Raw genomic sequence first — 14,786 nt, 5'->3', positions numbered from 1 at the left:
AAAGTTATTTGCTGGTTAAACGGGGATTATGCTAAATAGTTTACATTATTGTGTGAATACAAACAGTTCAGAACCATTATTGCATTCGCACCTTTATCATGGTTCCGGGAGGCGGCGCATCATCTTTTAAGTTGTTTACCGATTTAAGGCTCTCTATGGTAGCGCCATTGAACTTTGCTGCGATGGATTGCAGGGAATCACCTGCCTGCACCGTGTACATAACGGTATAGAAAGGTTTCGCGGGTACCGCAGAGGCGATAACGGTGGGCGCCACGATGCGTTCCGGGGCGCCGACCAAACGGCAAATGGCATTATAAGTATATGTTGGCAACACAGGTACTACCAGCTTCTTGGGGGAAGATCCGCTGCCATTGATCATTTGCTTTTTATAAGAGGGGTTGAGGGTATATAAAATGTACGGGTTGAGCCCGCCGAGTTTGGCTATTTCGTCGATGCTTACTTTTTTGGTCGCCATGGCATGTTCCGTTTCCGTGATAAAATCCGGCTCCACGGGTACGATGCCATATTTGCGGTAATGGTTCATCATATAAACAGTAGCAATATACGCCGGCACGTAGTTACGTGTTTCTGCAGGCAGGTACTTGCGGATAGACCAGTAGTCTTTTTTTCCGGAATCTTCCATCGCCCATTTTATGCTGTTCCGTCCGCAATTATACGAGGCGATGGCCAGGAGCCAATCGTTACCGTAATAAGCGTAAGAATCGAGCAGGTAGCTGGCAGCTGCGTTGCAGGCCATTGAAGGATCGCGCCGCTCATCGATGGTATCGTTCACGGCAAGTCCGTACTTTTTACCCACCTCGTTGAGGAATTGCCAGGGGCCGGTCGCTTCCGCCTTCGAAACCGCATTGGGATCGAGCGACGACTCGATCACCGAAAGGTATTTCAGCTCGTCGGGCACCCCCCGTTCTTTGAAAACCTTCTCGTAGATCGGGAAATAGTACTTGGAAAGCCCCACCATTTGTGCAAAACGTTTCTTTTGTGCCGTCGTGTAAACGTCGACGAATTTGCGAACATCGCCGTTGTAGGTAAGCGGGACCTGGTTTTGCAGTGCTTCCAGGGCTTTTTTCAGGTCTTCATCTTTAATTTCACGGGCAGCCCCTGTGTGCAGCAGCAGGAAACAGGTAACGACAAGCAGAAACGTTTTCTTCATCAGGTGGCGGTATCGATCCATTGCTTAAACTCCGGTATCGAATAAAATATTTTATCCGGAGATAATTTTAACAACGCACCGGGCTCAGATGTTTCAGCCCAGGCTGCAGCAATGATCGGGATACCCGCCTCCCGGCATGCGATAATATCGCTCGGTGCATCGCCTACGTAGATCACCTCGTCTTTGGCGATATCGCCCCATCTTTCCAGGATAGAAGTGATGGCTTTTCCTTTTACTACGCCTTCGGGCGAGCCGGTTTCAACTACATCAAAGTGCTTTTCGAGGTCCATCTTTCCGAAGGTGATACGTAAGCTTCGCGCCCCTTTCCCGGTAACCATTCCTACCCGGATGCCCTTGTTCCGCAGGTCCTGGAGAATATCCCGCATTCCCGGGAAAATATCGGTGCATTGGGCGTGGAGCCGTTCATAATGATGCAGGTAGCTGTTAACACCTTCGTCGTAATGGTCGGGAACCAGCGCCCGGATGGTACCCTCTTCTGAAGGGCCGAAGGTAGCAATGATCTCCCGGTTGCTGATGGCCCTGCCTGCCAGGGGTTCGATCGAAAGCCGGAAAGCGTCTATACAAAGCGGAAGCGTATTGGCAAGGGTGCCATCGAAATCGAAAAGAATCGCCTTGATACTCATCTATACAGTTACTAAATGGAAAACAAGTTACGCGAAACAGACCGCTACTTAACCGGTTTGTTCGTCATGAAAAAAGTGAGCGTGCCTCCCCTGGTGATATCCTCGTGGGAGATCGAGCGTTTGTTAAAAGGCTGACCATTTAACAGGATCTTTTTAACATATACGTTGGCTTCGCCCTGGTCTTTCGCCTCAACCGTAAATTGTTTACCGTTTTCAAGGTTCAGGGTAGCGCTGGTTACTGCGGGACTGCCCAGGGAGTATTCGGCAGATCCAGGCGCTACGGGATAGAACCCGAGCGAGCTGAAGATGTACCAGGCGCTCATTTGCCCGCAATCGTCGTTACCACCCAGGCCGTCCTCTTTGGGAGCATACATTTTTTTCAGGATCATGCGTACGCGCGATTGTGTTTTCCAGGGTTCGTCTGTCCAGTTATAGAGGTAGGCGGCGTGGTGTGCAGGTTCATTGCCGTGAACATAGTTACCGATGATGCCGTCGCGGGTAATGTCTTCAGTTTCGGCAAAGAACTCATCGGGCAGGTGCATCGTGAACAGCGAGTCGAGGTGCGTGGAGAATTTCTTTTTTCCTCCCCTTGTCGCAACCAGCGCCGCAGGATCTTGTGGTACATACAGGCTAAAATTCCAGGCGTTGCCTTCAATAAACCCCTGGCCGTTAGTGGTCAGTACGTCGAATTCTTTCCGGAAACTGCCATCGCTGAGACGCGGCCGCATAAAGTTAGAAGCGGGGTCGTAAACGTTCTTCCAGTTCTGTGCACGTTTGCTAAATTCCTCGCAGATCGCATCGGCGCCAAGCTTCTTTGCCAACCGGGCGATGCACCAATCGTCGTATGCATATTCGAGGGTGGTAGAAACGGCGTTGCTGTTCTTATCGATCGGGATGTAACCTTTGTCGATATAATAGCCAAGTCCTTCGAAATCTCTTTTTCTGGCAGTGGTCACACAGGCTTCGAGGGCTTTGGCTGCATCGCCTTTGTAGGTGCCTTTCATAATCGCGTCTGCGATGACAGATACGCTATGATAACCGCTCATACACCAATTTTCATTGCCATAATGCGACCAGATTGGGAGCATTTTCATGGAGTTCTGTTCGTAATGTGCGAGCATCGACTGGATCATGTCCGAATTTCGTGAGGGTTGGATCACGTTAAACAAGGGGTGAAGGGCCCGGAATGTGTCCCATAAAGAAAATACAGTATAGTTTGTAAAGCCTTCCGCCTTATGCGCACCCTGGTCCAATCCTTTGTAAGACCCGTCAGTGTCCATATAGATAGTGGGGGTAATAAAGGCGTGGTACATCGCGGTATAGAAATTCACCAGGTCACCGGGAGAAGCTTTTACAACGATCTTGTTCAGTTCTTTATTCCAAAGCTGCTGACCGTCTGATTTTACCTTTTCGAAATTCCATCCCTGGGTTTCCGCCCGCATATTGGCAACGGCGTTTTCCTGGCTTACCGGTGAAAGCGCTACCTTGACACCTAATTTCTCGCCTTCATTCGTTTTGAAGTTAAAATATAAGCGAAGTTGCTTTCCGGCCATTTCGGGGAAATTCTCCGTTTGGTTCCATTTGCGCCAGAATCCGCGGTAAACCTGCTGTTTGTCGTAAGTGCGCTGCCCGTAGGAATTAAACCGTTTTGAAAAGGCCATGGCGAAATACACGGTACGGTTGCGGGCCCAGCCATTAGTCTGGCGGTACCCGGTAATGAGCGAATCGTTCACCACGCGTACATAGGTATACACATTTTTATCGTCGTAATTATAGATACCCGACATCATGTCAAGGATGATATGCGACTCATCCGATTTAGGGAAGGTGTACTGGTGATATCCTACCCGTGCCGTGGTGGTCATTTCTGCCGTGATATTGTGGTCTTCCAGCCTCACCTTATAATAATTGGCTTCAGCCACTTCCGTGCTATGCGAAAACACGGAGCGGTAACCTGTTTGCGGTGCGCTGGCGGTACCGGGATTTAGCTGGAGTTTCCCGGTGGTTGGCATTACCAGGAAATCGCCGAGGTCGGAATGCCCGGTGCCGCTGAAATGGGTATGACTAAAGCCTACGATCGTTTTGTCGCCGTACTGGTAGCCCGCGCAATACTTGTACACATCCGGGTTATATTTTCCGTTCATTTCGTAAGGAATGGTATCGGTATCCGGGCTTAGCTGTACCGCCCCGAACGGAACGGTCGCTCCCGGGTAAGTGTGCCCCATTTTGGCGGTGCCGATAATAGGTTTTACATATGGTACCAGGTTTTGAACGTTTTGCGGCCTGGCGGCAGATGCCGGCAGGAGAAAGGCGACCAGTAAGCAGTGGTAAAGTTTCATGTTAGTTTTTTTCGTCGGATAAGGAATAAGGGAACGCACTTTCTTTGGTTCCCCGTACTTTATTAGGAACAGGTACCATGTTAAAGTTCAGGACGGCGCCTTTAAAGAGCTCTTTGTGGCTAAGCCAGTTCATGCCGTAAGGCTTTCCGTTATACGTGAGCGTGCTTACATACTTGTTTGCGGGGCTGTTGGCTGCCGCGTTAATAACCACCTGTTTACCGTTTTCGAGTGTCATGGTGATCTTTTTAAATAAGGGCGCACCGAGTACGTATTGATCGGAAGCGGGGCACACCGGGTAGAAGCCCATCGCAGAGAATACGTACCAGGCCGAAGTCTGTCCGTTGTCTTCATCTCCGCAATAGCCGTCGGGTGTAGCTTTGTAAAGCTTGTTCATCGCCTCGCGCACCCAGTATTGTGTTTTCCACGGCTCTCCGCCATAGTTATACAGGTAGATGATGTGTTGAGCAGGTTGGTTCCCGTGCGCATATTGACCCATATCGGCGATCTGCATTTCACGGATCTCGTGGATCACGCTGCGGTAATAGCTTTCGTCGTAAATCGGCGGCAGCGAGAACAGCGAATCGAGTTTCGATACAAACTTCGCACGGCCGCCCATCAGCCCGATCAGTCCCTTGATATCGTGGAACACCGACCAGGAATAATGCCAGCTATTTCCTTCTGTGAAAGCGTCGCCCCATTTATAAGGATTAAAAGGCGACTGGAATTTCCCGTCGAGATTTTTTCCGCGCATCAGGCCGCTCGACGGATCGAACAGGTTGCGGTAGTTGAGGCTTCTTTTGCGGTACACCTCCACTTCAGCCGCAGGCTTATTGAGCGCCTGCCCAAGTTTGTAGATGGCAAAATCATCGTACGCATATTCAAGTGTCCTGGCAGCGTTTTCGTTGATCTTGACATCATAGGGCACATAACCCAGTTCGTTGTAGTATTTCACGCCAAATCGGCCCACGGCTTCCATGGGGCCTTCATTATTGGCGCCGTGCGTGAGTGCTTCGTATAAGGTGTTAATGTCATATCCCCTCAATCCTTTCAGGTAGGCTTCGGAAACCACGGATGCGGAGTTGTTGCCGATCATGATATTTGCGTAGCCCGGGCTCGACCATTCCGGCAGCCAGCCTCCTTCTTTGTAGTCATTTAACAATCCTTCCTGCATTTCTTTGGCAATGGAGGGATATACGAGGTTAAGGAAGGGGTATAAAGCCCTGAAAGTATCCCAGAAACCGGTTCCGGCGAACATATAACCCGGTTTTACGTCGCCGGTATAAGGGCTCCAGTGGATGGGTTTACCTGCTGCATCGATCTCGTACATCTTATGCGGAAACATGAGCGCCCGGTACATACATGAGTAAAAAGTAGCCGTTTGTTCGGAGGTTCCGCCTTCTGCTTTGATCCTGTTCAGTGCGTTGTTCCATGCTGTTTTCGCTTTCGCACGGGTTTCGTCGAATGTGTCGCCGGCAAGCTCTTTACGCAGGCTGAGCTCCGCTTGCTCAACGCTGATAAAGGACGACGCTACGCGCAGGGTTATTTTTTCGCCTTTCACGGTTTTGAAACCTACGATGGCCCCGGAGTGGTTGGCATTGATCTCGAGCGAATCTTTTTCAAGCTTGTTCGGGGTGGTCCAGTTTCCCTGGCGGTCCTGGGTTCCGCCTTTCCAGGTTTTGGCGATGGTAAAGGGTTTGCTGAAATAGATGACGAAGTAGTTTTTAAAGTTCTTTAACGGCCCGCGCGCATATTTGCTGGAATACCCGATGATCTTTTGTTCCGCCGGAAGTACCTTGATCCATGACCCGCGGTCGAGCGCATCCACTACTACCCAGGAACTATCGGACCTGGGATAAGTTAACCGAAATTGCGCCGCGCGCTCGGTCGGTGTGATCTCGGTGGTTACGTCGGCATCCGCGAGATATACGCTGTAGTAATGTGGTTTGGAGATCTCCGCTTTATGCGAGAACCAGCTTGCGCGGTCATCCTGGGTATAACGCAGTTTGCCGGTAACCGGCATGATGGCGAACTGGCCGTAGTCATTCATCCAGGGAGAAGGCTGGTGTGTTTGTTTGAAACCGCGGATCTTGTCGGCATCATAAGTGTATGCCCAGCCATTTCCCATGGTCCCTGTTTGCGCACTCCAGAAGTTCATACCCCAGGGAACGGCGATTGCCGGGTAAGTATTCCCGTTGGAGAGGCTTGGTTTAGAAGCGGTGCCCATCAGGGGATTGACCCATTCAACCGGGTCGGTTACTTTGTTAACGATTTGCGAATAGGCCGGCTTGAAACACATCAAAGCCAGGATAAAGAGAAGTTTGTTCATAAAAGGTGGTTTTTATGGTTAGTTATCAAACCCGTAAGCGTGATTTATTTTTCAATTCCCTCCAAGGCAAAGAGGAACGCATAGTTCAGGGCGATGTCTTTCAGGTAATCGAAACGACCGGAAGCACCACCGTGCCCGAATTCCATATTGGTGTGCAGGAGGAGCACATTTTTGTCGGTTTTATTTGCGCGAAGCTTGGCTACCCACTTGGCAGGTTCGAAGTATTGTACCTGGCTGTCATGTAATCCCGTGGTAACGAGCATATTCGGGTAGGCCTTTTTCTCCACATTTTCGTAAGGAGAATAGCTCTTCATGTAGAAATAGGCGTCCTTGTCCGTGGGATTTCCCCATTCGTCGAACTCGTTGGTAGTAAGCGGGATACTTTCGTCGAGCATGGTATTTACCACGTCTACAAACGGCACCTGTGCAATCACGCCATGCCATAGGTCTGGCGCCATGTTGGCGATGGCTCCCATCAATAAGCCGCCAGCGCTTCCGCCCTGTGCGTATAGATGTTCCTTGCTGGTATATTCTTCGGAAACCAGGTAGTTGGCGCAGTCGATAAAATCGGTGAAGGTGTTCTTTTTATGCATCATCTTTCCGTTATCGTACCATTCGCGGCCCATTTCCTGTCCGCCCCGGATATGGGCGATGGCATATACGAACCCGCGGTCGAGCAAACTGAGGCGGCTGCTATTGAAGGATGCATCTGTGCTGCTGCCGTACGAACCGTACGCATAGAGCAGCAAGGGCGCTTGCCCGTTCTTCCCGAACCCTTTTTTGTACACCAGTGAGATCGGGACCAGGGTTCCGTCGGCTGCTTTGGCGTATAGCCGCTCGGTTTCGTAATTCTTGGCATCGTAGCCGCCCACCACTTCCTGTTGCTTAATCAGCTTTTTGGAACGGGCAGACATGTCGTAGTCATAGATCGACGAAGGGGTAGTAAGCGACGTATAGTTATATCGTAACGTTTTGCTATTGTACTCCGGGTTTGACCCCACATAAGCGGTATAAGTCGGCTCACCGAAATTGAGGTAATGCTCTTCCCCCGTTTTGTTGTTGTGGATGCGAAGTTGTACCAATCCCTTGGTGCGTTCCGTTACCACCAGGAAGTCCCTGAACTCTTCCACTCCTTCCAGCAGTACGTCTTTGCGGTGTTCGATCACCTCTGTCCAGTTTTCGCTGCCGGTGGCGTTCAGGGGGCATTTCATTAACCTGAAATTCTTCGCATTCCAGTTGGTAAGCACCAGGAATTTGTCTTCCAGCGGGATGAGGTAGTATAAAACCTCTTTCATCCTGGGTTGAAATACCGTAAATGTGCCGTCGGGGGTGCCGGCATCAAGCATCCTAACTTCCGTCGATAAGGTTGCGCTCGAATAAATAAAGATGAACCGGCCGGATTTAGATTTTTCTAACCCTATATAGTTTGAATGATCTTTTTCTTCGTACACAACCTGGTCTTTTGCCGCCGCGGTTTTCAGTTTATGCCGTTTGATCTTTTCCGTAAGCAGGGTCGAAGGGTTATTCAGGGTGTAAAAAAGGGTCGCGTTATCATTTGCCCACACACAATTGCCGCTTGTTCCCTTAATCTCGTCGGCATATATTTCGCCGGTTTCCAGGTTTTTGATGTGGAGGGTGTACTGTCTTCTCGATACATTATCGACGCCGTACGCCAGCAGCTTGTTATCGGGACTTACGGTAAACCCGGCAGCTGAGTAGTAAGCATGTCCTTTTGCCATGTCGTCAACATCGAGCAATACCTCTTCTTTAGCATCGAGGCTTCCCTTTTTGCGGCAATATTTGAAATATTCTTTCCCATCCTCTGTGCGTGTATAATAGTAGTAGCCGTTTTTAAGAACTGGTACCGATTCGTCTTTTTCCTTGATCCGGCCCTTCATTTCTTTGAAAAGTTCGGTTTGCATCGATTTCGTTCCCGCCATCATGGTTTCCAGGTACGAATTTTCGGCCTTCAGGTAATTAACTACCTGCGTGCTGTCGGCGCCCTTTTTAAAGTAATCGATCATCCAGTAATAATTATCGGTCACTTTATCGCCGTGCAGGTCGCGCACAACGGGCTTGATCGCAGCAACGGGTGGCGTGGCATTCGGCCACTGGTAAGGTTTTCTGTCGGGTGCTGATTGTTTACAGGATGACATAATAAGTAGCAGGAAGACTGGTAAAAGGGTCTTTTTCATGTGGATTTGCTTAACATGATTTAGCATCGCCTAAAGTAGGAATTCAAAACGATATTAAACCTACAGCAGATGCAGCTTGTGTGCAACGAAAGTAAGGCTAACCGCTTTCCGGGATCGCCGGTTCCAGGAATTCCAGGATCATTCTCAGTTCGCCAAACGAGTAGTCGTCACCCATGGCGTTTTTTAGCCCGGATAACGAAACCGGAGAAAGCTCATTTTTTAACCGGATCTTTACCTGCTCTACTTTTTCGCGAGGTACGAGCTTAAAAATGTCCAGTTCGCCCGTTCTTACGTAGTATGACAGGTGGCGCTCAATGGTGCCCGGTGCCAGGTTCCGCGCCGCCGCGATCTCCGTGATCCCTTTCCCGGCGTTAAAAAGATCGAAAGAAGCTTTCCTGGTATCTGGCTTCACTTTTGGCTCTTTTACGGGGGTGATCACGGCCTGCGAAGGCGCCTGTTCGATCCTGTTCTCAATGCAATAGGAGATGATGATGGTCAGCAGCTCTTCCCCGTATTGCTCTAGTTTCTTTTTGCCGATACCTTTTACGGTTTCCAGCTGCGGCAGGCTTGACGGCAGCAATTGCACCAGTTCCATGATCGATTTTTGGGGAAGCACAATATATACCGGCACATTGGTTCCGCCTGCTACCCGGTCCCGCCATTCTTTGAGGGACTGGTAGAGGGCCGGGTGCGGGATGTTGGCGGCTAAGACAAGCTTCTTCTTAGGCGCCGCAGTTTTCTGCTGCTGGAAATCGATGGCTGCATTCGCTTTAATTTTAAGACAGGCGATCGTGTTAAAGCCGTTGATGCATTCTTTTACAGCGGCAAGTTTCACAAACACTTCCATGCGGAAGTTTTCCAGCGCATCTCCCACTGTTTTCTTTACGTCTTTGTTGTCAGACTCGACGGAGAGGTTTTCGGCAGGGGCCAGCATCTCCTGCGCGATCTTTTGGGCGAACCAGGATGCTGCCTTCTTAATTCTTTCCTGTGCCTGGTCATTTTCTTCGGGAAGCGTGTTAGTGTTCAGCAATTGGGCGAGTTGTTTCTGAAAATTGTCGGCGACTGTATAAATGTCCTTTTCTGCGAAAATTTTTACCTGGTTTAGTACATCGATGAACGGGCCCGCGATAGAATGATCATGATCCTGCGCTACTTTCTGCAGGTGAAAAAAACGCGTCCTGACCGCCGTGAAATCAAATATTTCGTACAGTAAATTTTGCTGGAATTTTATCCTCGATGCCTGGAGCTCGCTTTCTCCCGGTGCATTCTCTTCCGTGTATCTTGTGTAGGTAGCGATGGTGCCGTCCGTTTTCACACTGTTGAGGGATATGGGGGAGCGGAGCACGAGGCCTTCAAAGCTTTTACACCTGCTCAGCGCCACGTACACCTGGCCGTGAGCGAACGAGGCGCCTGCGTCGATGATCGCCTTTTCAAACGTGAGTCCCTGGCTTTTATGAATCGTTATCGCCCATGCGAGCTTCAAGGGGTATTGGGTGAAGGTACCCGCCACAGATTCTTCCACTTCCTTCGCCTCATTCAGCTTGTAGGTGATGTTTTTCCATTCCGCCGGCGTCACGGCGAGATGGCCGGGATCGCCGGGACATTTTACGAAGATGGTATCTCCTTCGAAATCAATGACCTGTCCGATCTTTCCATTGTAAAACAGTTTTTCGCGCGACGGATCATTTTTAACGAACATTACCTGCGCGCCTTTTTTAAGAACAAGCTTTTCTATGGTAGGATATGCGTATTCAGGAAAATCGCCTTTCAGCGAGGCGGTAAATAGGAGCGGTTCCGCCGGCAGCTCTTCCAGGCGGGTATGGTTAATCTCATGGGCTGTGTGGTTGTGGGTCGTCAGGGTAATGTAGCCGTCATCATCGGCAGGTTTAAACCCGGGAACGTAGCGCCCGTTCAGCATTTCAAGCACTTGCGGGGTGATCCGGTTTTCGCGGATGGTATTCAGCAGGTCGATAAATGCGGTATCCGATTGCCGGTAAATATGTTTGAGCTCGATATTGATCACAGGCGTTTTACCAAGCGCGAGGCTGCTGAAAAAGTAGAGGTTCGGGTAAAAATCGCGAAGGATCTTCCAGTCCTCTTCCTTTACCACCGGCGCCAGCTGGTGCAGATCGCCGATCATTAAGAGCTGCACACCCCCGAACGGTTTGTCGCGGTCTTTATAGCGGCGCAGTACATCGTCGATCCCGTCCAGCGTATCTGCGCGCACCATGCTGATTTCGTCGATCACCAGGAGGTCGAGACTGCGTATCAGGTTGACCTTTTCGCGGTTAAACTTCTGGTAACGCTGCTGCGGGTCCTGGCCGGATGCGCCACCCAGTTGCCGGGAAATATAGGGCCCGAAAGGGAGTTGAAAAAAAGAGTGGATCGTAACTCCTCCTGCATTGATCGCGGCTACGCCTGTTGGGGCAATAATCGCCATCCGCTTAACCGAACGGGTTTTAAGATTATGCAGGAACGTGGTTTTCCCGGTTCCTGCTTTCCCGGTAAGGAATATATTGCGGTCGGTATAACGGACAAAATTGTCTGCGAGCTCAAGCTGCGGATTGGATTGCATAATGCAATTTAAAGAAATTAATTTAACTAAATAGAAATACGTAAAAAGTATATATTTGTAGAAGGTTTAAGGCGATGGTAAGTTATCACAAATCCGCGGAACTAAAGACCGGCACCAAAGTGGAAAACTGCTAAATTTGTTTTCAGGAGAATAGTGTGTCATGAAAACCACCAACTACGTCAACACCTTTATCGGTATCGCCGGCGATTGCCCGGTCGATGCAGGGATCGTCCCTCCGTTAAAATCGGGCGCTCCCACGATTGCCAGGATGCAGTTCGATATGATATGGAACCATCCGTATCAATACACGTCAGACGATGTGATCTTTACAGTTCATGCCATAAAAAATCAGGTACCAAAAGAGGAGCTCGAAAATGAGCGTACAAAATTCTTCTTGAAAGGTCAACCCTGTTTACGCTCCTCTCCGCTTGGAAAACGGTACGGCTGGGGCGTACATAACGACGAAAACGGGAAGGTTGCGATCTATTCGGCAGGTTCTGCAGGGTATGAAACCCGGAAGAACGATCAAACGCTCGCGCATGTAAAAGCGATGCGGTCAAAAAGGAAATAAATCATTTACAAATAGCATTATGTCATTCCAGGGATACCTAAATGCCATCAAAGCCGTCACAAAATGGCTCAAGGACGATTTTGGTCTCGGACACGGGCATGCAATGGCCATCTTTGCCTTGCTGAAAGGGATAAAGGATGAAACCATTGTATAGGAACATAAAAAAGGTCCTTTGGATCTTGGTGCTCCTGTTCACGATCATGAATGTAGTTGCTGCATTTCATGCTTATAAGTTCACGCATTTTGAAGATGGCAAGGGAGTTAAGACGGGGCCGCCTAAAAAGCTGCCGGCCTTGGCAAGGATCAAAACACTGCTGTTTGGGATCAACAACCCGCGACCGGCTAACAGGCAGCACCCATCGCAAAAATATGAGGTGGTACGTCTTCGAAGTAATAAAGAGATAGAATGCTGGAGTATAAAAACTGCGGCGTCTAAAGGGACCGTTATTATTTTTCACGGGTATTCAGGCGCCAAATCCGGGATGCTCGCAAAGTCAGGTTGGTTCCTGAAACAGGGCTTCAACGTGTTGCTGGTGGATTTTATGGGCAGCGGCGGATCGGAGGGTAACCAAACTACCATCGGCTACAAAGAATCCGAAGAGGTGCGTTCGGCATTCAGTTATGTAGTTGAGCACGGTGAAAAACGGGTGATCTTATTCGGTACGTCGATGGGAGCGGTGGCGATCATGAAAGCCATTAATGACTACGCACTGGCCCCTGAACGGATCATTATCGAATGCCCGTTCGGGTCGCTTTATCAAACGACCTGCGCAAGATTTAAAAATATGCATGTGCCGGCTTTCCCGTTAGCGGGCTTCCTTGTTTTTTGGGGTGGCGTGGAAAACGGCTTCTGGGCGTTTAACCATGTACCGGCAGCATATGCCGGGAAGATCCGTTGCCCCACGATGCTGATCTATGGCGCAAAAGACGACCGGGTAAGCAGGGGCGAGACAGACGAAATATTTGCGAACCTGGACGGGCCTAAGGAGCTGAGGGTATTCCCGCTTGCCGGGCACGACAATTATTGGATAAAGCATAAGACAGAATGGCAAGCAGAGGTCGGGAAATTTATTTCCGCAAAAAATTAACCGGTTATCCGGTATTCCGGCCAGGAGGGGTGGCTTTTTATTGAAATTAAGGGGCTGTTGGTGGCTAAAGCGAAGAACCCGCCAGATTGCAAAAGAAAAGAAAGTGATTGAGCGGTATATTGAACTTTTGATTTAAATTGAGGGCCTATGCAACAAGAGGTCGCCCATTTCCCTCACCTGGCCATTTTTTCACTCAATGAACAGGTTGTTACCGTCGAGTTTGGGAATGCGATCAGCGATTCCTGTATGCAGGAGGTAGGCAGGCTGCACCGGTTGCTGCACCAAACGCCTTTTCCCGGCTTCCTGGATACCGTTCCCGCTTACGCGACACTAAGTGTTTTCTTTGACCCGGCCGCTGTGATCGCTTCAGGCGAGTTAAAAGGAAATAACTCATTTGAACGCGTGGCGTCGTTTGTGCGAAAACTGCACAGCTCCGGTCAACAACCTGCAACAGCGGAAACAACGGTGGTAAACATGCCCATATGTTACGGCGGTAAGTACGGGCCCGACCTGGAGGAACTGGCTCAATTGCACCAGTTGAGCCCTGACGAACTGGTCCGCTTGCATTGCAACGCCACTTACCGGGTTGCCATGATCGGCTTTGTGCCGGGTTTCGCCTACCTTGCGGGGATGGACGTGGCATTGGAGACGCCCAGGAAACAGGTACCCAGGCAAGTTGTACCGGCCGGCTCCGTGGGTATCGCGGGCAGGCAAACGGGGATCTACCCGCTGGAAACACCCGGGGGCTGGCAGCTGGTCGGGCGGACGCCGCTGGGTATGTTTAACGCAGCAAAACCCCAGCCTTCGTTATTAAAAATGGGCGATACCATTCGGTTTCAACCCATCTCATCCCTGGAATTTGAAAAGATCTATGCGGATAAAGATCATTAACCCCGGCATTCTCAGCACCATACAGGACCAGGGAAGGTTCGGGTACCTTTCGCAGGCAGTTCCTGTTTCGGGAGCAATGGATAAACTGGCTGCCCAGGTGGCAAACGCGGCCGTGGGCAACAACGCGGGCGACGCCGTTATCGAGTTCACGTATGCCGGCGCTTCATTTACGGCAGAAACGGATGTATTGATCGCCTATTCCGGATCCGGCGGCACGTTCATTTGCAACAACCGGCTGGTACCGGCCGGCCGACCCGTATTTATCCCCGCCGGACGAAGCGTGCAATTGATGAACGATCCGTCGTGCAGGCGTATTTTCCTCGCCATTACCGGCGGATGGAAAGTTCCCCCGGTATTGGGAAGCAGGAGCACTTATCTGCCGGCCGCATTGGGAGGCTACCAGGGCCGCAGGCTAAAAGCCGGTGATATACTCGAAAGCGAAGGTGAATGCACCGAAATATCCCGGAAGATCCTGAGAAGATTTTCCGGAACGCGGCTTAACTATCCCGGCTGGCATATCGCCCGGCAGCAATTCGTTAACGGAAGGGCGAACAGGATCCGGGTGATCGCCTCCCGGGAATATGATTGGTTTAAAGAAAGTTCATTAAGGACTTTTCTTTCGAAACCTTATGTGATCGGGTTGCGCAGCAACCGGATGGGATATTTTCTTGACGGGCCTGTGTTAGAAAAATTACAGCCGGGAGAGTTACTGTCTACCGCGGTAACCCCGGGAACGATCCAGGTAAGCAACGATGGTACGCCGGTGTTGTTAATGGCCGACTGCCAGACTACGGGCGGCTATCCGCGCATTGCGGCGGTGGCATCCATTGATCTGTCGTTTTGCGGACAACTTTACCCCGGCGATACGATTTATTTTACCCTGATCTCTCGCAGGGAAGCCGAAATCCTGTATCTTGAACGTCAAAAAAGCCTTGATCAATTAAGGGCTTCTGTCGAATATAAATTCTCATAGTTAACTGTTTTTG

11 protein-coding genes are annotated in these 14,786 nt (G+C 50.2%); 5 read left to right on the top strand and 6 right to left on the bottom strand.

Features of this window, described 5'->3' with window-relative positions; translation table 11 throughout:
* Positions 1–76: 76 nt before the first annotated feature.
* From GS398_RS18605 to GS398_RS22715, 6 genes are all read right to left on the bottom strand, one after another.
* Entirely contained in the window at positions 77–1,171 is a 1,095-nt protein-coding gene (locus GS398_RS18605; RefSeq protein ID WP_160908307.1) for a lytic transglycosylase domain-containing protein, read from the bottom strand.
* Positions 1,171–1,815 (bottom strand): HAD family hydrolase, encoded by a 645-nt coding sequence (locus GS398_RS18600; RefSeq protein ID WP_160908306.1) that lies wholly within the window; start codon positions 1,813–1,815, stop codon positions 1,171–1,173. The genes GS398_RS18605 and GS398_RS18600 overlap by 1 nt, the downstream gene beginning before the upstream one ends.
* Before the next feature lie 44 nt (positions 1,816–1,859).
* The gene (locus GS398_RS18595; RefSeq protein WP_160908305.1) at positions 1,860–4,154 is read right to left on the bottom strand and encodes a GH92 family glycosyl hydrolase; all 2,295 of its coding nucleotides are present in this window, start codon (positions 4,152–4,154) and stop codon (positions 1,860–1,862) included.
* A 1-nt stretch (position 4,155) separates the two neighbouring features.
* Positions 4,156–6,480, bottom strand: a complete 2,325-nt coding sequence (locus GS398_RS18590) for a GH92 family glycosyl hydrolase (RefSeq protein ID WP_160908304.1) — start codon at positions 6,478–6,480, stop codon at positions 4,156–4,158.
* A 44-nt stretch (positions 6,481–6,524) separates the two neighbouring features.
* Positions 6,525–8,675 carry a S9 family peptidase gene (locus tag GS398_RS18585; protein WP_160908303.1) on the bottom strand — a complete coding sequence of 717 codons (2,151 nt, stop codon included), beginning with the start codon at positions 8,673–8,675 and terminating at the stop codon, positions 6,525–6,527.
* A gap of 97 nt (positions 8,676–8,772) precedes the next feature.
* On the bottom strand, positions 8,773–11,250 hold the full coding sequence (locus GS398_RS22715) for an HRDC domain-containing protein (protein WP_160908302.1): 2,478 nt from the start codon (positions 11,248–11,250) through the stop codon (positions 8,773–8,775).
* Between the two features lie 160 nt (positions 11,251–11,410).
* Here GS398_RS22715 and GS398_RS18575 point away from each other — a divergent pair, with 160 nt between their 5' ends.
* The 5 genes from GS398_RS18575 (at position 11,411) to GS398_RS18555 (ending at position 14,773) form a co-directional block, all read left to right on the top strand.
* Positions 11,411–11,821, top strand: coding sequence for a DUF6157 family protein (locus GS398_RS18575; RefSeq protein WP_160908301.1), 411 nt, complete (start codon positions 11,411–11,413; stop codon positions 11,819–11,821).
* Between the two features lie 19 nt (positions 11,822–11,840).
* Positions 11,841–11,975: a DUF4287 domain-containing protein gene (locus GS398_RS18570; protein WP_160908300.1), complete on the top strand. Its 135-nt coding sequence runs from the start codon at positions 11,841–11,843 to the stop codon at positions 11,973–11,975.
* The gene (locus tag GS398_RS18565; RefSeq protein ID WP_160908299.1) at positions 11,959–12,909 is read left to right on the top strand and encodes an alpha/beta hydrolase; all 951 of its coding nucleotides are present in this window, start codon (positions 11,959–11,961) and stop codon (positions 12,907–12,909) included. The genes GS398_RS18570 and GS398_RS18565 overlap by 17 nt, the downstream gene beginning before the upstream one ends.
* 147 nt (positions 12,910–13,056) lie before the next feature.
* Positions 13,057–13,800 (top strand): 5-oxoprolinase subunit PxpB, encoded by a 744-nt coding sequence (pxpB, locus tag GS398_RS18560; RefSeq protein WP_160908298.1) that lies wholly within the window; start codon positions 13,057–13,059, stop codon positions 13,798–13,800.
* Positions 13,769–14,773 carry a 5-oxoprolinase subunit C family protein gene (locus tag GS398_RS18555; protein WP_237488245.1) on the top strand — a complete coding sequence of 335 codons (1,005 nt, stop codon included), beginning with the start codon at positions 13,769–13,771 and terminating at the stop codon, positions 14,771–14,773. Before pxpB ends, GS398_RS18555 begins: the two co-directional genes overlap by 32 nt.
* Positions 14,774–14,786: the final 13 nt, after the last annotated feature.

Origin of the sequence: Hufsiella ginkgonis, assembly GCF_009834915.1 — a bacterium.
Classification (GTDB): Bacteria; Bacteroidota; Bacteroidia; order Sphingobacteriales; family Sphingobacteriaceae; genus Hufsiella; species Hufsiella ginkgonis.
The sequence above is the reverse complement of the archived record's forward strand: the minus strand, read 5'-3'. Positions and strand labels throughout refer to the sequence as shown.

Coding starts and splice junctions, on each gene's coding strand:
- GS398_RS18605 (WP_160908307.1), bottom strand. CDS start 1,171: ATGAAGAAAACGTTTCTGCTTGTCGTTACCTGTTTCCTGCTGCTGCAC.
- GS398_RS18600 (WP_160908306.1), bottom strand. CDS start 1,815: ATGAGTATCAAGGCGATTCTTTTCGATTTCGATGGCACCCTTGCCAAT.
- GS398_RS18565 (WP_160908299.1), top strand. CDS start 11,959: ATGAAACCATTGTATAGGAACATAAAAAAGGTCCTTTGGATCTTGGTG.
- pxpB (WP_160908298.1), top strand. CDS start 13,057: ATGCAACAAGAGGTCGCCCATTTCCCTCACCTGGCCATTTTTTCACTC.
- GS398_RS18595 (WP_160908305.1), bottom strand. CDS start 4,154: ATGAAACTTTACCACTGCTTACTGGTCGCCTTTCTCCTGCCGGCATCT.
- GS398_RS18570 (WP_160908300.1), top strand. CDS start 11,841: ATGTCATTCCAGGGATACCTAAATGCCATCAAAGCCGTCACAAAATGG.
- GS398_RS22715 (WP_160908302.1), bottom strand. CDS start 11,250: ATGCAATCCAATCCGCAGCTTGAGCTCGCAGACAATTTTGTCCGTTAT.
- GS398_RS18590 (WP_160908304.1), bottom strand. CDS start 6,480: ATGAACAAACTTCTCTTTATCCTGGCTTTGATGTGTTTCAAGCCGGCC.
- GS398_RS18585 (WP_160908303.1), bottom strand. CDS start 8,675: ATGAAAAAGACCCTTTTACCAGTCTTCCTGCTACTTATTATGTCATCC.
- GS398_RS18575 (WP_160908301.1), top strand. CDS start 11,411: ATGAAAACCACCAACTACGTCAACACCTTTATCGGTATCGCCGGCGAT.